Source organism: Streptomyces sp. NPDC060027 (genome assembly GCF_042737005.1).
Classification (GTDB): Bacteria; Actinomycetota; Actinomycetes; order Streptomycetales; family Streptomycetaceae; genus Streptomyces.
The window spans coordinates 1-17,771 of record NZ_JBHWVI010000090.1 but is presented as its reverse complement, the minus strand read 5'-3'; the positions used below and the strand labels follow the sequence as shown (position 1 = coordinate 17,771).

The window sequence follows — 17,771 nt, the reverse complement described above, 5'->3', positions numbered from 1 at the left end:
CTTGGGCCCACCCTCCTGTACAGTCTCATTTCGCAGCACAGCGCAAGAACAAGTCGCTGCGAAACCAGGTCCTGTGGAGCAGTTTGGAGTGCTCGCCACCCTGTCAAGGTGGAGGCCGCGGGTTCAAATCCCGTCAGGACCGCGTGAGGAAAGGCCCGGAGCTTCGGCTCCGGGCCTTTTCGCATGCCCGCTCCCGGACCGCATGTGCGCCTCACCCGCGCGCACCTTCACCGCCGTGTGCGCCCTCACCCACGTGCACCCTCACCGCCGTGTGCGTTCCCCGTCACGTACGAGCTCACCGCCGAGTGCTCCGTCCCGGCTCTCGCGTGCGCGCACCGGCCGTTGGGCGGCCCGTCAGTGCGTCCGGGGCGCCTCCGGAGGCGCGTTCCCGTCCCTTGACGGCGTCACATTCCGCGGGTACCCCGGAAACCAGGGCTCTCGCCCTGCCGGCCCTCTGGAGGTGCGTATGGCGGTGTCCGCTCGGCACGAGACCCGGGCTCTGCTCCGAGCCCACCTGGCGGCCGCCTCCGGGTACCGCCACCTGACGCGGCACTGTCCGATCTGCCATCAGCTCCTGCGGCTGGCCATGGAACCCTCCCCGCACGACGAACAGGACCCCGAGAGCGCCCCGGAGGACGAGAGCCCCTCCACGGCGTGACCGAGGGCCGCGGGCGTGCGCGCCACCCGGGGTGCGCACTGCCGCGATCCGACGGCGCGAACCCCCAACTCCCCTAGCGCAGAAGGCTCGCGTGCGACAAGGACTGTGGCATGTGACGGGAGTCACCGCATATGTTTTCAGAAGTGCGGAACTTACCCCTCTCCTACAACCAGTCAATTTAATATGTGCAATTGCACTGCTCATCGAGGGCATCCACAGCTGATCCGACACCCGCCCCCAGACTCCGACAAGGCCGCTCACAGGCCGGTCGACTAGGCATGGAGACCGCACAAAAAAGATCGCGCTGGACCCGGCGGAGTCCAGCGCGATCTACGACGCACCCTGTTCATGTGGCAAAAAAGCTTGGGCGTGAGCTCTGTTGGGGCAGAACCCGCGTCGCTTGGAGCTGTGGTGTGGACGCCTCGACGGGTTGGGGGATCCGTCGACTTGTCCGGTTATGCGATGGTTCAGGCTTCGCTGCGCTGCTGCGGGATACCCGCGAGCAGTGCGCGGACCTCAGCCTCGCGGTAACGGCGGTGCCCGCCGAGCGTGCGGATGGACGTAAGCTTGCCGGCCTTCGCCCACCGCGTGACCGTCTTGGGGTCGACGCGGAACATCGTGGCGACCTCAGCCGGGGTCAGCAGCGGCTCGGCATCAGGGGTGCGAGCGGTCATGAGCGGCCTCCTCGGGAGAACCGAACCTTCTCGGTTCTTTCCTCTAAATTCTGCACCTTGACCCGCGTTGCCCGAAATGGCGGACGCGAGTCGAGTCGGTTATAGGACGAACGGCTTGTCCTCGGCACTACAACTACACCATCCGTCCAGCCGCGTCGGCCAAACCGATGGAATTGCCCTCCCAGGTGTTCATCAGCGACGGAAGCCGATGGACCATGCCATAGCGGACAGTCACGCCGCTGTGACGATCAGTCACAGGGCGATCAGGAGTCATCAGACCCCCCATAGCGTGCAATGCTGAGATTCCACCCATACATGGGCGGAGGGAGCCCTCCCCCGGACTCCTTGTCCTATTTTGGCACGAGGAGGGGCAAGCGATGCAAGAGCCAGGTAAGTGCCATCCGTCACGCTTGACACCCGTTGACGCATAAGCCCGGATCGGGACCTACGTCCTGGACGTGAGGGTTCTTCAGCGTGTGAGGACCATACGCGAGTTCGACCGGAACCAGTGAGAAGCAGATCACACTGGACAACGGACCCAGGAGCCTCGTCCTCCCCACGCGTCCCAACCCGGAAGAGCCCGCCCCGGCCCGCTCGCCGGCGGCACCGCCTCAGTTCGACGAACGCCGGTCCCTGACCGACCGCCAGCGCTCCACCAGCCGCCCGTACGCCTCGCCCGCCGTCTCCCCGTCCCCGGTGCGCAGCGCCTCGATGCCCTCGGCGACATCCGCGGCGGAGTGGTCGCCCTCGAGGTGCCCCGCCGGCAGCACGTGCACGAGCCCGCCGTAGTCCAGCTCGACCAGCGAGCGCGGATGGAACTCCTCCAGCCAGCGCCCCACGTCCACCAGACCCTCGATGAGCGGACCCTCGTCCAGCTCGTCCCTGAGCGTCCTCAGCGCACGCGCCGTGCGCCGCCGCGCCTGCACCATCGGTGTCCGGTAGCGCAGCAGCGGCGCGGTTCCCCCGGGGCCCGTCCCCTTCTCGTACTCCCGCTCCTCGTCGGTGACGAGCACGAACCAGTTCAGCGGCACCTGCCAGGTCGAGGTGCGGATCCACGGGCGGGCGTCCGGGTTGCGGGCCAGCCAGCGCTCGTAGTCCAGCGCGGCCTGACGGCGGACCAACGGCGGCAGGACCGCGTCGAGGACGGACGCCGGGAGCTCCTCACCCAGCTCGTCCAGGGCCTGCCAGCCGCGCAGCCGGGTGCGCCACGGGCAGACGCACACCACCCCGTCGATCTCGGCCACGAACGCGTCGCCGCTCTCGTGCACCGGCACGGGGACCGGCGGGGTGGGCAGCAAGTCCGCCAGCGAGCGACGCAGTTCGTCCTGATAGGAGGGGCGCTCGGTGCGCCGGGCGTAGCGCGTCCAGTGGGCGCGCTCGGACTCCGGGAACGCGGCCAGTGGCTCGTACACGCGCAGATACGACGCGTACGGGACGATCACCGCGGACACCTTGGGCACGCCTGCTCCCTCCCCCGTCGACCACCGGGAAAACCAGCGAGAACCGCTCATAACCTGAAGAGAAATCTATGCAAATCGAACCATGGCTGTACCCCGCCCATGGGTGATCCTGAACACTGCGCCGAAGGCGGATCGGCGCAGGCTCTAGTCTCATTCCCACGGAGCCCGCCATCCGCACGGGCCCCGCACCCAACCGCCGCTTTTTACCTGGGAGTCACCACAGTGACCGACGTAACCGGCGCGCCTGCTGATGTACTGCACACCCTGTTCCGTTCGGATCAGGGGGGTCATGAGCAAGTCGTGCTCTGCCAGGACCGCGCCAGCGGCCTCAAGGCCGTCATCGCCATCCACTCCACCGCTCTGGGCCCGGCCCTCGGCGGCACGCGCTTCTATCCGTACGCGAGTGAGCAGGAGGCCGTCGCCGACGCCCTCAACCTCGCGCGCGGGATGTCGTACAAGAACGCCATGGCCGGACTCGACCACGGCGGCGGCAAGGCCGTCATCATCGGCGACCCCGAGCAGATCAAGTCCGAGGAGCTGCTCCTCGCGTACGGCCGGTTCGTCGCCTCGCTCGGCGGCCGGTACGTCACGGCGTGCGACGTCGGCACGTACGTCGCCGACATGGACGTCGTGGCGCGCGAGTGCCGCTGGACGACCGGCCGCTCCCCGGAGAACGGCGGCGCGGGCGACTCGTCGGTCCTGACCGCGTTCGGTGTCTTCCAGGGCATGCGGGCCTCCGCCCAGCACCTGTGGGGCGACCCGACGCTACGCGGCCGCAAGGTCGGTGTCGCCGGCGTCGGCAAGGTGGGCCACCACCTGGTCGATCACCTGCGCGCGGACGGCGCCGAGGTCGTGATCACGGACGTACGGGCCGACTCTGTGCGGCGGATTCTGGACCGGCACCCCTCCGGTGTGACCGCCGTCGCGGACACCGAGGCGCTCATCCGCACCGAGGGCCTCGACATCTACGCGCCGTGCGCGCTGGGCGGAGCGCTCAACGACGACTCCGTGCCGGTGCTCACCGCCAGGATCGTGTGCGGTGCCGCCAACAACCAGCTGGCGCACCCGGGCGTGGAGAAGGACCTCGCGGACCGCGGCATCCTGTACGCCCCCGACTACGTGGTGAACGCGGGCGGTGTCATCCAGGTCGCCGACGAGCTGCACGGCTTCGACTTCGACCGGTGCAAGGCCAAGGCGTCGAAGATCTTCGACACCACGCTGGCCATATTCGCACGTGCGAAGCAGGACGGGATTCCGCCGGCCGCGGCGGCCGACCGGATCGCCGAGCAGCGGATGGCGGAGGCACGGCGTCACTGACGCCTTCCGAAGGCCATACCTGCTTGTCAGGGACCCGCCGACGGCCGGTTGGGAGAGAACTCTCACGTCTGTCGGCGGGTCGGGCGCCAAGAAGAGGTTAAAATCGCGGTTGACCAGCGAGGACAGGGCACCTCGCGGGTTCTGGGTGAAGGCGCGTGCTGCGGGCGACGTACCGTATGGGCGCGGGCTCAGGTACCGTGGAAGCCCTACGGACCGGTCTCTCCACGGAGAGTCCGTTCCAGATCATGAACGCGTGTCAAGACTCTGGGGCCGTCGAGCCCCGTATCCGAGGGGGTCGAGCCATGGGGCGCGGCCGGGCAAAGGCCAAGCAGACGAAGGTCGCCCGCCAGCTGAAGTACAGCAGCGGCGGGACTGACCTCTCGCGCCTGGCCAATGAGCTGGGCGCTTCGACTTCGAGCCAGCCGCCGAATGGCGAGCCGTTCGAGGACGACGACGAGGAAGACGACCCGTACGCACAGTACGCGGATCTCTACAACGACGACGACGAGGACGAGGACGACCAGTCCGGTCCCCAGTCGCAACGTCGCGGCGCTTGACGCAACAGCGTCCCTCGCAGTTTCCGCGACCTCTTCTTCGTAGCGGATCTCCTGCCGTGGGTTTCTGGTAGATCTCGCCTGGCGTATTTCTCGTAGCGACTGCACCTCACCCGGTCCGGGGTTTCACCACCGGACCGGGTTTCGTGCTGCCTCAGGGGCTTCAGCCCGCGTAGTCACCGATGAGCGCCGCGCCCGTCGCGTGGTCGCCGCGCTCGGTGATCTCACCGGCGATCCAGGCGTCCACTCCGCGGTCCGCGAGGGTGGCGAGGGCGACCTCGGCCGACTCCTCGGGGACGATCGCCATCATGCCGACGCCCATGTTCAGCGTCTTCTCCAGCTCCAGGCGCTCGACGCCGCCCGTCCTGCCGACCAGGTCGAACACCGGTGCCGGGGTCCAGGTCTCGCGGTCGACCACGGCGTGCAGGCCGTCGGGGATGACACGGGCCAGGTTGGCCGCGAGACCGCCGCCGGTGATGTGGCTGAACGCGTGCACCGCGGTGGTCTTCGTCAGCGTCAGACAGTCCAGCGAGTAGATCTTGGTCGGCTCCAGGAGCTCTTCGCCGAGCGTGCGGCCGAACTCCTCGATGTGCCGGTCCAGGCTCAGGTTCGCCCGGTCGAAGAGGACGTGCCGGACGAGCGAGTACCCGTTCGAGTGAAGACCGGAGGCCGCCATGGCGATCACCGCGTCACCCTTACGGATGCGATCCGGGCCGAGCAGCTCGTCGGCCTCGACCACGCCCGTACCGGCGCCCGCGACGTCGAAGTCGTCCGGACCCAGCAGACCGGGGTGCTCGGCCGTCTCGCCGCCCACCAGGGCGCAGCCCGCGAGGACACAGCCCTCGGCGATGCCCTTCACGATGGCCGCCACGCGCTCCGGGTGGACCTTGCCCACGCAGATGTAGTCGGTCATGAAGAGCGGCTCGGCGCCGCACACCACGATGTCGTCCATGACCATCGCGACGAGGTCGTGGCCGATCGTGTCGTACACGCCCAGCTGGCGGGCGATGTCCACCTTGGTGCCCACACCGTCCGTGGCGGAGGCGAGCAGCGGACGCTCGAAACGCTTGAGGGCGGAGGCGTCGAAGAGGCCGGCGAAGCCGCCGAGGCCACCGAGGACCTCGGGGCGCTGCGTCTTCTTCACCCACTCCTTCATCAGCTCAACGGCGCGGTCGCCCGCCTCGATGTCGACTCCGGCGGCCGCGTAGGACACACCGGAAGCACTGCCCGTCGCCGGAGGGGACTGATCGGACAAAGAAGACATTGCCTGGGATCTTTCGGGTTGGTGAAACGGGGCTCTGCGGCGCTACGGGCGACGGATGGCGTCAGCCGCGGCCGTGGCTGCGGGACCCGCGGCCAGCTCGGTCTCCAGGAGCTGCTTGCCGAGCAGTTCGGGGTCCGGAAGGTCCATCGGGTACTCGCCGTCGAAGCAGGCGCGGCACAGGTTCGGCTTGTCGATCGTGGTGGCCTCGATCATCCCGTCGATGGAGATGTACGAGAGGGAGTCGGCGCCGAGCGAGGTGCCGATCTCCTCGATCGTCATGCCGTTCGCGATCAGCTCGGCGCGGGTCGCGAAGTCGATGCCGAAGAAGCAGGGCCACTTCACGGGCGGCGAGGAGATCCGGATGTGGACCTCGGCGGCACCCGCCTCACGAAGCATCCGGACCAGGGCGCGCTGGGTGTTGCCGCGCACGATCGAGTCGTCGACGACGACCAGGCGCTTGCCCTTGATGACTTCCTTGAGCGGATTCAGCTTCAGACGGATACCGAGCTGGCGGATCGTCTGCGAGGGCTGGATGAAGGTCCGGCCGACATACGCGTTCTTGACCAGGCCGGCACCGAACGGGATGCCGGAGGCCTCCGCGTAACCGATCGCGGCGGGCGTCCCGGATTCCGGGGTCGCTATCACCAGGTCGGCCTCCACAGGGGCTTCCTTGGCGAGTTTGCGGCCCATCTCGACGCGCGAGAGGTACACGTTCCGACCGGCGATGTCCGTGTCGGGGCGGGCCAGATAGACGTACTCGAAGATGCAGCCCTTGGGCTTCGCTTCCGCGAATCGCGAGCTCCGCAGACCGTTCTCGTCGATGGCGACGAACTCGCCCGGCTCGATCTCGCGCACATAGCTGGCGCCGCAGATGTCGAGGGCGGCGGACTCGGAGGCCACCACCCAGCCGCGCTCCAGGCGGCCGAGGACCAGCGGGCGGATGCCCTGCGGGTCACGGGCGGCGTAGAGGGTGTGCTCGTTCATGAAGACGAGGCTGAAGGCGCCCATGACCTGCGGGAGGACCTTCGTGGAGGCCTCTTCTATGGTCAGTGGCTTGCCGTCGTCGTCGACCTGGGCCGCGAGGAGCGCGGTGAGCAGGTCGGTGTCGTTGGTGGCCGCCACACGAGTGGTGCGGCCTTCCTGCTTGGGCAGGTCGGCGACCATCTCGGCGAGCTGCGCCGTGTTGACGAGGTTGCCGTTGTGACCGAGCGCGATGGAACCGTGCGCGGTGGCACGGAACGTCGGCTGGGCGTTCTCCCACACGGAGGCACCGGTGGTCGAGTAACGGGCGTGACCGACCGCGATATGACCCTGGAGCGAACCGAGCGAGGTCTCGTCGAAGACCTGGGACACGAGGCCCATGTCCTTGAAGACGAGGATCTGGGAGCCGTTGCTGACCGCGATTCCCGCGGATTCCTGACCCCGATGCTGGAGGGCGTAGAGCCCGAAGTAAGTGAGCTTGGCGACCTCTTCGCCCGGAGCCCAGACACCGAAGACGCCGCAAGCGTCCTGGGGGCCTTTCTCACCGGGGAGCAGATCATGATTGAGTCGACCGTCACCACGTGGCACGGCACCGAGTGTAGGCGAGATCGACCACTGGTCCGAATTGGGGATTCGGGGCCCTAATGGATCACTCGTCGGCCACCGCACTGACGACGGCGCCGTTTTCGCTGGTCAGCGTGATGCCACGATGATCCAAGTCGTAGCTGACCTTGCCGTCGAAGAGCTTCAGCAGCGACTTCTCGGTCCTCATGAGTGAGCCTTGGCACATCATGCGAGTGGTCCTGACCGGGCCGAGGGTGATATGTCCGTCGCGCACGGTGGCCTGGGCGGACGCATGGTTGCAGCCGAGCCGGCCGTCGAAGGTGCCGTTCTCGCCGAGAACGAAGTACGCCTCGGCACCCTTCGGGAGCGACTGGGCCACGTTCTTGTCACCGAGTGCCGTGACCGTCCACTTCGTCCCTCGCAGGGGCGCGTCCGGCTCCTTGGTGAGGCCGACCCGGTCGCCGCTGTCGGCGGTGAGCGTCAGCCGGTCGCCGTCGGCCTTCGTCGTGAACGCGCTCGCGTCCGCGAACGTGCGGCTCAGGCTCCGCTCGAAGCTCATCGGGCCCTTCTCGCAGCCCATGTCGGTCGTCTGGATCTCGCCGAACTCGACACGGTCACCCTTGAGGGTGGCCTTCGAACCGAACCCGTTGCAGCCGAGGTTGCCGCTGACGCGACCGTCCTCGCCGATCTTCAGATACGCGCCGGACGGTGCCCGCGCGGTCCTTCCGTCCACGGTGAGGCTGTCGACCGTCCAGTGGACACCGGTCACCGGTGCCGCATCCGTCCGGGCGGAACCGCTCCCCGCCGTCTGACTGCCGCACGCCACGGCAAGGGGAAGCAGGGTCAGGACACTGAGGGTCATTCGCTGCTTGTCCATGCCGATGTGACGGGAGGGGTGGGGGTGTCGGTTCCCTCGGTGCCGGAGTCTCCGCCGCGCCCACCCTCGGCCTGCCTGAGTGGACCAGGGGAGCCCGTCCGGGGGTTCAGCCCATCAGAGGAAGCAGTCCGCCCAGGTCGGCGCGCTCTCCGCTCGCACTGACCTTCGCGTCGTCCAGCGCCGCCTTCCACTCCGTACGTCCCGTCGCGAGCCGGATCCAGGTCAGCGGGTCCGTCTCGACGACGTTCGGCGGGGTGCCACGGGTGTGCCGGGGCCCTTCCACGCACTGAACGACGGCGTACGGCGGGACCCTGACCTCCGTCGACGCGCCGGGCGCCTTCACGGCGATCGCGTCGGCGAGCAGGCGGGTGCAGGCGGCGAGGGCCTGGCGGTCGTACGGGATGTCGAGGCCCGGCACCGCGCGGTTCAGGTCGTCGGTGTGGACGACGAGTTCGACGGTCCGGGTGACCAGGTAGTCGGCGAGGGTCATGGCACCGGTGCGCGTGGCGAGGAGCCGTCCGTCCGGGGCCGTGGCCAGGCGCTCGGTGATCCGCTGCCCGGTCCGGGCGTACAGCGCGTCGAGGTCCGGGTTCCGCTCCGCGAGGTCGCGGCTGTCGTCGGCGATGTCCCCGGCCCGCGCGGCGGTGGCGAACGGCCAGTCGAGCAGCGCGAGTTTCCTGCCGGCGGGCTCCGGCCGGTCAAGGTTCCGGCTCACGGTCTCGACCGCCATGGTGACGTGTGCGGCCAGCTCCCGCACGGTCCACGCGCCGAGGTGCGTGGGAAGCGCCACCTGCTCCTCGCTCAGGGCGCGGACACCTTCCCGTACGTTCCCGAACTGCGCGAGGACCGCGGCACGGATCTTGGCGGAGTCGTACGTACGGGCGCGCTTCTTGGCCGGGGGCATGATCCTCACCCTAGAACCGGGGGACGGCCGGTCGTCGGCATTTTCGTCTCCGGGCCTCCGGGGCTGCCGCTCGGAGCCGGGTCTCGGACCGTCGGGACAGGCGAAGGCCCCGCCCGGAATCCGGACGGGGCCTTCGTACACACCACCGGGTTACGCCAGCAGCGCCGGGATCGTCCCCTCGTGGGCCGTGCGCAGCTCGTCCAGGGAGAGCACGAACTCGCCCTGGACGTCGACCACCGCGGTCGCGTCGGACTCCGTGCCGTCGACGACACCGATACGGGTGACGGGCAGACCCCGGGCACCGCACATGTCGTTGAAGCGGAGCTCCTCCGAGCGCGGGACGGCGACGACCGCGCGGCCCGCAGACTCCGAGAAGAGGAAGGTGAACGCGTCGAGGCCGTCGGGCACGATCAGCCGTGCGCCCTTGCCGCCCTGCAGCGCCGACTCGACCACGGCCTGGATCAGACCGCCGTCGGACAGGTCGTGCGCGGAGTCGATCATGCCGTCGCGGGAGGCCGAGATCAGGATCTCGCCGAGCAGCCGCTCACGCTCCAGGTCGACCTTCGGCGGCAGACCGCCGAGGTGGTCGTGGACGACCTGCGACCAGGCCGAGCCGCCGAACTCCTCGCGGGTGTCGCCCAGCAGGTAGAGGAGCTGGCCCTCTTCCTGGAAGGCGACCGGGGTGCGGCGGGCGACGTCGTCGATGACGCCCAGCACGGCCACGACCGGAGTCGGGTGGATGGCGACCTCGCCGGTCTGGTTGTACAGCGAGACGTTGCCGCCGGTCACCGGGGTGCCCAGCTGCTGGCAGGCGTCGGCCAGACCACGGATCGCCTCGGCGAACTGCCACATGACGGCCGGGTCCTCGGGCGAGCCGAAGTTCAGGCAGTCGGAGACGGCGAGCGGCTTGGCGCCGGTGGTGGCGACGTTCCGGTACGCCTCGGCGAGGGCCAGCTGCGCGCCCGCGTACGGGTCGAGCTTGGCGTAGCGGCCGTTGCCGTCGGTCGCGATGGCGACGCCGAGCCCGGTCTCCTCGTCGATGCGGATCATGCCCGAGTCCTCGGGCTGCGCCAGCACCGTGTTGCCCTGCACGAAGTGGTCGTACTGGGAGGTGATCCAGGACTTGGAGGCCTGGTTCGGGGAGGACACCAGCCGGAGGACCTGGTCCTTCAGTTCCTCGCTCGTCTCCGGGCGGGGCAGCTTGTTCGCGTCGTCGGCCTGGAGCGCGTCCTGCCAGGACGGGCGGGCGTAGGGGCGCTCGTAGACCGGGCCGTCGTGCGCGACCGTGCGCGGGTCGACGTCGACGATCTTGCCGCCGTGCCAGAAGATCTCCAGGCGGTCGCCGTCGGTGACCTCACCGATGACGGTGGCGATGACGTCCCACTTGTCGCAGATCTCCAGGAAGCGGTCGACCTTCGCCGGCTCGACGACCGCGCACATGCGTTCCTGCGACTCGCTCATGAGGATCTCCTCGGGCGAGAGCGTGGAGTCGCGCAGCGGTACATCGTCCAGGGTGACGCGCATGCCGCCGGAGCCGTTGGACGCCAACTCGCTGGTGGCGCAGGACAGACCGGCCGCGCCGAGGTCCTGGATGCCGACGACCAGCTTCTCGGCGAAGGCCTCCAGGGTGCACTCGATGAGGAGCTTCTCCTGGAAGGGGTCACCGACCTGGACGGCGGGACGCTTCGACGGCTTGGCGTCGTCGAAGGTCTCCGAGGCGAGGATCGACGCGCCGCCGATGCCGTCGCCGCCCGTGCGGGCCCCGTACAGGATGACCTTGTTGCCCGTGCCGGACGCCTTCGCGAGGTGGATGTCCTCGTGCCGCATGACGCCGATGGCACCGGCGTTGACCAGCGGGTTGCCCTGGTAGCAGGCGTCGAAGACGACCTCGCCGCCGATGTTGGGCAGGCCCAGGCAGTTGCCGTAGCCGCCGATGCCCGCGACGACGCCCGGCAGGACGCGCTTGGTGTCGGGGTGGTCGGCCGCGCCGAAACGCAGCGGGTCGACGACCGCGACCGGACGGGCGCCCATCGCGATGATGTCGCGCACGATGCCGCCGACGCCGGTGGCCGCGCCCTGGTAGGGCTCGACGTACGACGGGTGGTTGTGCGACTCGACCTTGAAGGTGACCGCGTAGCCCTGGCCGACGTCGACGACACCGGCGTTCTCGCCGATGCCGACGAGCAGCGCGTCGGACTGCGGGGCCTTCTCGCCGAACTGGCGGAGGTGGACCTTCGAGGACTTGTAGGAGCAGTGCTCGGACCACATGACGGAGTACATCGCGAGCTCGGCGCCGGTGGGCCGGCGGCCGAGGATCTCGACGACGCGCTCGTACTCGTCCTTCTTCAGGCCCAGTTCGGCCCAGGGCAGCTCGACGTCGGGGGTCGCGGCCGCGTTCTCGACCGTGTCCAGAGGCGTGCGGCTCATGCGTTGACCAGCTTCTTGAGGATCGAGGTGAAGAAGGGGAGGCCGTCGGTGCGGCCGGAGCCGACGAGCGGCTCGACGGCGTGCTCCGGGTGCGGCATCAGACCGACGACGTTGCCCGCCTCGTTCGTGATGCCGGCGATGTCGCGCAGCGAGCCGTTCGGGTTGACGTCCACGTAACGGAACGCGACCCGGCCTTCGGCCTCCAGCATGTCGAGCGTGTGCTCGTCGGCGACGTACCGGCCGTCCATGTTCTTCAGCGGGATGTGGATCTCCTGGCCGGCCGTGTAGTCGGCGGTCCAGGCGGTCCCCGCGTTCTCCACCCGCAGCTTCTGGTCACGGCAGATGAAGTGGAGGTGGTTGTTGCCGAGCATCGCGCCGGGGAGGAGGTGCGCCTCGGTGAGGACCTGGAAGCCGTTGCAGATGCCGAGAACCGGCATTCCGGACTTCGCCTGCTCGATGACGGTCTCCATCACCGGCGAGAAGCGCGAGATGGCGCCGGCCCGCAGATAGTCGCCGTACGAGAAACCGCCGGGCAGCACCACGGCGTCGACCTGCTTGAGGTCCTTGTCCTTGTGCCAGAGAGCGACGGGTTCGGCACCGGCCAGCTTGATCGCGCGCTGCGTGTCGCGGTCGTCGAGGCTGCCCGGAAAGGTGACGACTCCAATACGAGCGGTCACTTTCCGGCCTCCGCGACTTCCTCGACCTTGACGGTGAAGTCCTCGATCACGGTGTTGGCGAGGAAGGATTCCGCCAGTTCGTGGATGCGGGCGAGCGCGGCGTCGTCCACCGGTCCGTCCACTTCCAGTTCGAATCGCTTTCCCTGACGGACGTCGGAGACACCTTCGAAACCGAGGCGCGGCAGTGCACGCTGCACCGCCTGGCCCTGGGGGTCGAGGATCTCCGGCTTGAGCATGACGTCGACTACGACGCGTGCCACTGGCACTCCCGGTGTGTGGTGCTGAGCAGGTCCCTTCAGACTACCCGCACAAAATTTCTACTCGCGTAGATTCGTAGAATCCTACGTGACCCCGATCACGATCCCGCATCGGCGCGGGGGCATGCACGGAAAATCCTGGGAAAAACCGCAGAAGAACGGCAGGGCCCCATTGCCTTCGGACACGCGGAAGGATTTTGTTGGGCTTCACAATGCAATGCCGGGCACTGTACAAAGGAATTGGCAATAGCCGATACTTTGCTCAATAACAGCCGGACAGTCGACATCTCCCCGACAACTCCGTGACGTCCATGCACGTCATGACCGTTGATCGCGGAGGTGTCGCACGAAGGGACCGATATTCGTGGCGCAGCGTGTCGTGGTCACTCTCTTTGACGACATCGACGGCTCGGAAGCGGCGGAGACGATCGCCTTCGGACTCGACGGCAAGTCGTACGAGATCGACCTCAATCCAGCGAATGCCAAGAAACTGCGTGAGGCGCTCGAGCCCTACCTCGAGGCCGGCCGCAAGCAGTCGAAGTCCGGGAAGGCGTACACGCACACCGCGCTGACGCCCGACCCGGCCGCGGTCCGCGCCTGGGCCCGCTCCAACAAGATGGACGTGCCGCCGCGCGGCCGGATCCCCAAGAAGGTCTACGAGGCGTTCGCCGAGGCGCACTGAGCGGGCACCACCCCCCGCGGCTGCCCACGAGACCCCTCCACGGACCCCTCGGACAACCGACTTGCGCTGACCCCCCGCTGGTCAGCTAGAGTCTGGAACACGCCGAGGGGCAAGGCCGAAAGACCCGAACCCCGAGGAGTCTTGCGGGTGTAGTTCAGTAGCAGAACATCCCCCTTCCAGGGGGAAGGCGCAGTGTGCAATTCCTGTCACCCGCTCTGCATCGCCTACCGATCACGGTTGTTGATCAGGTAGGGTGGTGCTCGCGCCGATCGGTGGAAGCCGGTCGGAGGCAATGCGGACGTAGCTCAGTTGGTAGAGCGCAACCTTGCCAAGGTTGAGGTCGCCAGTTCGAACCTGGTCGTCCGCTCCACAAAGGAAAGGCCCCGGTCAGTTGACCGGGGCCTTTCTCGTGTTCGCGTATCACCGGCCACTCGTGTGCGGGTGCCGTCTGACATTTGTCATGCGGAGTGATGACACCGCGCACTGCTGCCGGAACCCGTCCGCCGGGACGCTGATTTCATGAACACGAACGAGCACGATGACGTGATTGAGGTCACTGATCTGCGGCGCGTGTACGGGGGCGCCGGAAGGGATTTCGAGGCGGTGCGCGGAGTCACCTTCTCCGTGGGCCGCGGTGAGCTCTTCGCTCTCCTCGGTACCAACGGCGCGGGAAAGACATCCACCGTCGAACTGATCGAGGGTCTCGCTCCCCCGGCCGGCGGACGCGTACGGGTCCTCGGGCACGATCCCTACACGGACCGGGCGGCCGTACGGCCCCGCATCGGCGTGATGCTTCAGGAGGGCGGCTTCCCCTCCGAGCTGACGGTCGCGGAGACCGTCCGCATGTGGGCGGCGTGCACCAGCGGAGCCCGGCCCACCGAACAGGCGCTGGACCTGGTCGGCCTCGCGCACCGGTCCGGCGTACGCGTGAAGCAGTTGTCCGGGGGTGAGAAGCGACGCCTGGACCTGGCGCTCGCGCTGCTCGGCCGCCCCGAGATCCTCTTCCTCGACGAGCCGACGACCGGACTCGACGTGGAAGGCCGCCGGAGCACCTGGGAGTTGGTGCGCGAGCTGCGCGACGGCGGGACCACGGTCCTGCTGACCACCCACTATCTGGAAGAGGCGGAGGAACTCGCCGACCGGCTGGCGATCCTCCACGAAGGACACATCGCGGCCATCGGCACCCCGGCCGAGGTCACCGCCTCCCAGCCGTCGCGCATCTCCTTCGAACTGCCCGACGGCTACTTCCCCGGCGACCTGCCCCCGCTGGCCGGACTCGGGGTGAGCGGCCATGAGACGGCGGGCCGTGTGATCAAGCTGCGCACGAACGAGCTGCAACGGACGGCGACCGCCCTGCTGGTGTGGGCCGAGCGGGCGCGGGTCGAGCTGCGGGGGCTCGATGTGCGCCCGGCCTCCCTGGAGGAGGCGTTCCTGCGGATCGCGCGCGAGGCCGCCACGCGGGGCGCGGAGCGGACAGCGACGGCGGGGCCACCCGGCGCGAGGACGGCGGGGCCGATCACGGACGCCCGGAACAGGGGGACAGCATGACCGGAACGGCAGTCACGACCGGGACCGGCACGGCCGGGACCACGACCGCGGGGCGGACGATCGCGCTGGCTCGCGCCGAGCTGACGCTGCTCGGCCGCACCAAGGCGACGCTGGCCGCGGCGGTGTTCGTACCGCTGACGTTGCCGTTCACGCTCCGCTCGACCGTCGATCAGATGGACCTGAAGGGCACCGGACTCACCGTCGGCGCGATCCTGCTCCCCTCCGCAATCGGCTTCTCGCTCCTCTTCGCCGTCTACAGCTCCCTGGTGACCGTGTACGCGGCCCGCCGGGAAGAACTCGTCCTCAAGCGGCTGCGTACCGGTGAACTGCGGGACACGGAGATCCTCGCGGGCGCCGCGCTGCCCTCGGTGGCGATCGGCCTCGCCCAGTGCCTGATCCTGACCGTCGCCTGTCAGGTGACGCTCGGTGTCGGAGCACCCAGGTCACCCCATCTCGTCCTGCTGGGGCTGCTGTTGGCGCTCGTCACCTGGCCCGCCCTCGCGGCCGTCACCGCAGGCTTCAGCCGGAGCATCGAGGGCGCCCAGGTCGCGGCCATGCCCCTGACCCTGGTGTCGCTGGCCGGCTCCGGGACCTTCGTCCCCCTGGACATGCTGCCCGACGGCATGGCCTCCTTCTGCGAACTGCTGCCCCTCACCCCGGTGATCACCCTGATCCGCGGCGGCTGGACGGGGCACCTCTCCGCCCACGACACCGTGGGCGCCGTCGTCACCGCGGTGGCCTGGACGGTGATCGCGGTGTTTGCTGTACGACGGTGGTTCCGCTGGGAGCCGCGGCGATGACCACGGACGCGGGGGCGGGCATGACCAGACCGGCGGGCTGGTGGCGGGGCAAGAGCACACCGGCGAAGGTCGAGACGTACACACGGTGGTCGTTCCACTTCTTCGCCGTGATCGAGGCCGCCTCGATCGGGCTGCCGATCTTCGGGAACGTGTCGACGGCGCGGTCCTGGACCCTCTTCCTGCTGGTGTGCGGGCACTCCGTGCTCTGCGCAGTGACCGCCTCGCGGGCGCTGGACCGGGCACGCGGCACCAGGGAGGAGATCAGGCGGACGCTGATCGCGCTGGTCGCGGGCACCGCCGTGGTGGCCGTCGTGGGGGTCGTCCTCTCGGGCAGCCCCTGGCGCCCCGCGAGCGACGGCGAGTTCCTGGTCGCTTCCTCCCTGTTCGTCGGTGTCACGGCGTTCGGCACGGGCACCTTCGCGCTCGGGACACGCGACAGACGCCGGATGGCGTACGCCGTGCTCGGCGCGTCCGCGGGTGCCGGCGCGCTCTCCCTGCCCCTCGGCTTCGCGGGCCCCGCCGCACTGATCACCGCCGTCCTGGTCCTGCTCACTGCCGGATTCCTCACCTTCACCGCCGCCTTCTCCGTCTGGCTGCTCAACGCCGTCTACGAACTCGACGAGGCCCGCGAGACCCGCGCCCGGCTCGCCGTCGCCGAGGAGCGGCTGCGCTTCGGCCGCGATCTGCACGACGTGATGGGCCGCAACCTCGCGGTGATCGCCCTCAAGAGCGAGCTCGCCGTGCAGCTGGCCAGGCGGGGGCGCATCGAGGCCGTGGACCAGATGACCGAGGTGCAGCGGATAGCGCGGGAGTCCCAGCGGGAGGTGCGTGAGGTCGTACGGGGATACCGCGATGCCGACCTGACCACCGAACTGGCCGGAGCGCAGGGCGTGCTGACCGCGGCGGGCATCGACTGCGTCATCACCGGCACGGCCGCGGGCCTGCCCGTACCGGTCCAGTCGGCGCTCGGCTGGGTCGTCCGGGAGGCGACCACGAATGTACTGCGGCACGGGGACGCCAGAAGCTGCGCGCTGGCCCTGCGGGTGACGGAGGAGCGGGTGACACTCACCGTCGAGAACGACGGGGCGCCGGACGGGACGGAGCCGGGCCCCGGGCCGGACGGGGGCTCCGGACCGGGGAGAGGCTCCGGACTCGTGGGACTCCGGGAGCGGCTGGGGGAGGTGGACGGAGTGCTGCGGGCCGGCGCGAGCGGTGGGGTGTTCCGGCTGACGGCGGACGTACCGCTGTCGCCCGCCCCGGACGGAGAACGGCCGTCCCTCCCGTCCGTTCCGCACCAGATGAGGGAGGCCACCCCATGACGGCCGTGTCGCCGGGCGCTGCGACGCCCGTACCTCCCGTGCGGCTGCTGCTCGCCGACGACGAGCATCTGATCCGGGGAGCCCTGGCCGCGCTGCTCGGGCTGGAGGACGACCTGGTCGTGGTGGCCGAGGCGGCGACCGGACCGGAGGCACTGGCGATGGCGCGGGCGCATGAGCCCGATGTCGCCGTCCTGGATCTTCAGATGCCGGGGGCGGACGGTGTGAGCGTGGCCACATCCCTGCGGGCCGAACTGCCGGGCTGCCAGGTGCTGATCGTGACGAGTCACGGGCGGCCGGGCCATCTGAAGCGGGCGCTCGCGGCGGGTGTACGGGGGTTCGTCCCGAAGACGGTCAGTGCGCGGCGGCTTGCGGAGATCATCCGTACGGTGCACGCGGGAAACCGTTATGTGGACCCGGAGTTGGCCGCCGACGCGATCTCCGCCGGGGACTCGCCGCTGACCGCGCGCGAGGCCGAGGTACTCGAATTGGCCGCCGACGGGGCGCCCGTGGCGGAGATCGCGGAGCGGGCCGCGCTGTCCCAGGGGACCGTGCGGAACTATCTGTCGTCGGCCGCGTCCAAGCTGGGGGCGGAGAATCGGCACGCGGCGGTGCGTCTCGCGCGGGCGCGAGGTTGGGTATAGTGGCTGTCGCGCCACGGCGCATGCGGACGTAGCTCAGTTGGTAGAGCGCAACCTTGCCAAGGTTGAGGTCGCCAGTTCGAACCTGGTCGTCCGCTCCGGAAAGAAGCCCCCGACCTCAGGTCGGGGGCTTCTTCGTGTCTGCCTACCGGGGCCGGAAACCCTTCGGG

At 69.1% G+C, this 17,771-nt stretch carries 17 protein-coding genes and 4 tRNA genes; 12 read left to right on the top strand and 9 right to left on the bottom strand.

Translation table 11 applies throughout. The annotated features are described in order from the left end of the window. Positions 1 to 67 precede the first annotated feature (67 nt). Together ACFWBT_RS22425 and ACFWBT_RS22420 are read left to right on the top strand one after the other, a co-directional pair. Positions 68 to 142, top strand: a tRNA-Asp gene (locus ACFWBT_RS22425). A 324-nt stretch (positions 143 to 466) separates the two neighbouring features. Beyond that, positions 467 to 658 (top strand): DUF6274 family protein, encoded by a 192-nt coding sequence (locus ACFWBT_RS22420; RefSeq protein ID WP_385703032.1) that lies wholly within the window; start codon positions 467 to 469, stop codon positions 656 to 658. 467 nt (positions 659 to 1,125) lie between these two features. On the opposite strand, the gene bldC is transcribed toward ACFWBT_RS22420, so the two are convergent. Next, positions 1,126 to 1,332 carry a developmental transcriptional regulator BldC gene (bldC, locus tag ACFWBT_RS22415; protein ID WP_003949541.1) on the bottom strand — a complete coding sequence of 69 codons (207 nt, stop codon included), beginning with the start codon at positions 1,330 to 1,332 and terminating at the stop codon, positions 1,126 to 1,128. 611 nt (positions 1,333 to 1,943) lie between these two features. Continuing rightward, a complete protein-coding gene (locus tag ACFWBT_RS22410; protein WP_385703030.1) occupies positions 1,944 to 2,792 on the bottom strand; it encodes a hypothetical protein in 849 nt (282 codons plus the stop codon). Positions 2,793 to 3,014: 222 nt separating this feature from the next. Here ACFWBT_RS22410 and ACFWBT_RS22405 point away from each other — a divergent pair, with 222 nt between their 5' ends. Next, positions 3,015 to 4,109, top strand: coding sequence for a Leu/Phe/Val dehydrogenase (locus ACFWBT_RS22405; protein WP_385703028.1), 1,095 nt, complete (start codon positions 3,015 to 3,017; stop codon positions 4,107 to 4,109). A gap of 302 nt (positions 4,110 to 4,411) precedes the next feature. Next, entirely contained in the window at positions 4,412 to 4,666 is a 255-nt protein-coding gene (locus ACFWBT_RS22400) for a DUF3073 domain-containing protein (protein ID WP_037615441.1), read from the top strand. Between the two features lie 160 nt (positions 4,667 to 4,826). On the opposite strand, the gene purM is transcribed toward ACFWBT_RS22400, so the two are convergent. The 7 genes from purM to purS form a co-directional block, all read right to left on the bottom strand. Continuing rightward, a complete protein-coding gene (gene purM, locus ACFWBT_RS22395) occupies positions 4,827 to 5,927 on the bottom strand; it encodes a phosphoribosylformylglycinamidine cyclo-ligase (RefSeq protein ID WP_385703025.1) in 1,101 nt (366 codons plus the stop codon). A 42-nt stretch (positions 5,928 to 5,969) separates the two neighbouring features. Next, entirely contained in the window at positions 5,970 to 7,496 is a 1,527-nt protein-coding gene (purF, locus tag ACFWBT_RS22390; RefSeq protein WP_356753173.1) for an amidophosphoribosyltransferase, read from the bottom strand. A 61-nt stretch (positions 7,497 to 7,557) separates the two neighbouring features. After that, on the bottom strand, positions 7,558 to 8,349 hold the full coding sequence (locus ACFWBT_RS22385) for an META domain-containing protein (RefSeq protein ID WP_385703023.1): 792 nt from the start codon (positions 8,347 to 8,349) through the stop codon (positions 7,558 to 7,560). 106 nt (positions 8,350 to 8,455) lie between these two features. Further along, the gene (locus tag ACFWBT_RS22380; protein ID WP_385703020.1) at positions 8,456 to 9,253 is read right to left on the bottom strand and encodes a sterol carrier family protein; all 798 of its coding nucleotides are present in this window, start codon (positions 9,251 to 9,253) and stop codon (positions 8,456 to 8,458) included. A 150-nt stretch (positions 9,254 to 9,403) separates the two neighbouring features. Further along, a complete protein-coding gene (gene purL / locus ACFWBT_RS22375; RefSeq protein ID WP_385703017.1) occupies positions 9,404 to 11,680 on the bottom strand; it encodes a phosphoribosylformylglycinamidine synthase subunit PurL in 2,277 nt (758 codons plus the stop codon). Next, complete coding sequence (gene purQ, locus ACFWBT_RS22370) at positions 11,677 to 12,357, bottom strand: phosphoribosylformylglycinamidine synthase subunit PurQ (RefSeq protein ID WP_356467391.1); 681 nt, start codon at positions 12,355 to 12,357, stop codon at positions 11,677 to 11,679. The genes purL and purQ overlap by 4 nt, the downstream gene beginning before the upstream one ends. Beyond that, positions 12,354 to 12,617, bottom strand: coding sequence for a phosphoribosylformylglycinamidine synthase subunit PurS (gene purS, locus ACFWBT_RS22365; protein WP_005482678.1), 264 nt, complete (start codon positions 12,615 to 12,617; stop codon positions 12,354 to 12,356). The genes purQ and purS overlap by 4 nt, the downstream gene beginning before the upstream one ends. 361 nt (positions 12,618 to 12,978) lie before the next feature. Between purS and ACFWBT_RS22360 the strand changes: the two genes are divergently transcribed. The 8 genes from ACFWBT_RS22360 to ACFWBT_RS22325 all read left to right on the top strand — a co-directional run bounded on the left by ACFWBT_RS22360 (position 12,979) and on the right by ACFWBT_RS22325 (position 17,699). Further along, positions 12,979 to 13,296, top strand: coding sequence for an Lsr2 family protein (locus ACFWBT_RS22360; protein ID WP_385703013.1), 318 nt, complete (start codon positions 12,979 to 12,981; stop codon positions 13,294 to 13,296). A gap of 143 nt (positions 13,297 to 13,439) precedes the next feature. Continuing rightward, a tRNA-Gly gene (locus tag ACFWBT_RS22355) sits at positions 13,440 to 13,511 on the top strand. A 79-nt stretch (positions 13,512 to 13,590) separates the two neighbouring features. Continuing rightward, positions 13,591 to 13,666 (top strand) — tRNA-Gly (locus tag ACFWBT_RS22350). A gap of 149 nt (positions 13,667 to 13,815) precedes the next feature. Continuing rightward, on the top strand, positions 13,816 to 14,844 hold the full coding sequence (locus ACFWBT_RS22345; protein WP_385703011.1) for an ABC transporter ATP-binding protein: 1,029 nt from the start codon (positions 13,816 to 13,818) through the stop codon (positions 14,842 to 14,844). Then, the gene (locus ACFWBT_RS22340) at positions 14,841 to 15,644 is read left to right on the top strand and encodes an ABC transporter permease (RefSeq protein WP_385703009.1); all 804 of its coding nucleotides are present in this window, start codon (positions 14,841 to 14,843) and stop codon (positions 15,642 to 15,644) included. The genes ACFWBT_RS22345 and ACFWBT_RS22340 overlap by 4 nt, the downstream gene beginning before the upstream one ends. Positions 15,645 to 15,664: 20 nt before the next feature. Continuing rightward, positions 15,665 to 16,963, top strand: a complete 1,299-nt coding sequence (locus tag ACFWBT_RS22335) for a sensor histidine kinase (RefSeq protein ID WP_385703053.1) — start codon at positions 15,665 to 15,667, stop codon at positions 16,961 to 16,963. Continuing rightward, a complete protein-coding gene (locus tag ACFWBT_RS22330; RefSeq protein ID WP_385703006.1) occupies positions 16,960 to 17,604 on the top strand; it encodes a response regulator in 645 nt (214 codons plus the stop codon). Before ACFWBT_RS22335 ends, ACFWBT_RS22330 begins: the two co-directional genes overlap by 4 nt. A gap of 22 nt (positions 17,605 to 17,626) precedes the next feature. Beyond that, a tRNA-Gly gene (locus ACFWBT_RS22325) sits at positions 17,627 to 17,699 on the top strand. The last annotated feature ends 72 nt before the right edge of the window (positions 17,700 to 17,771 follow it).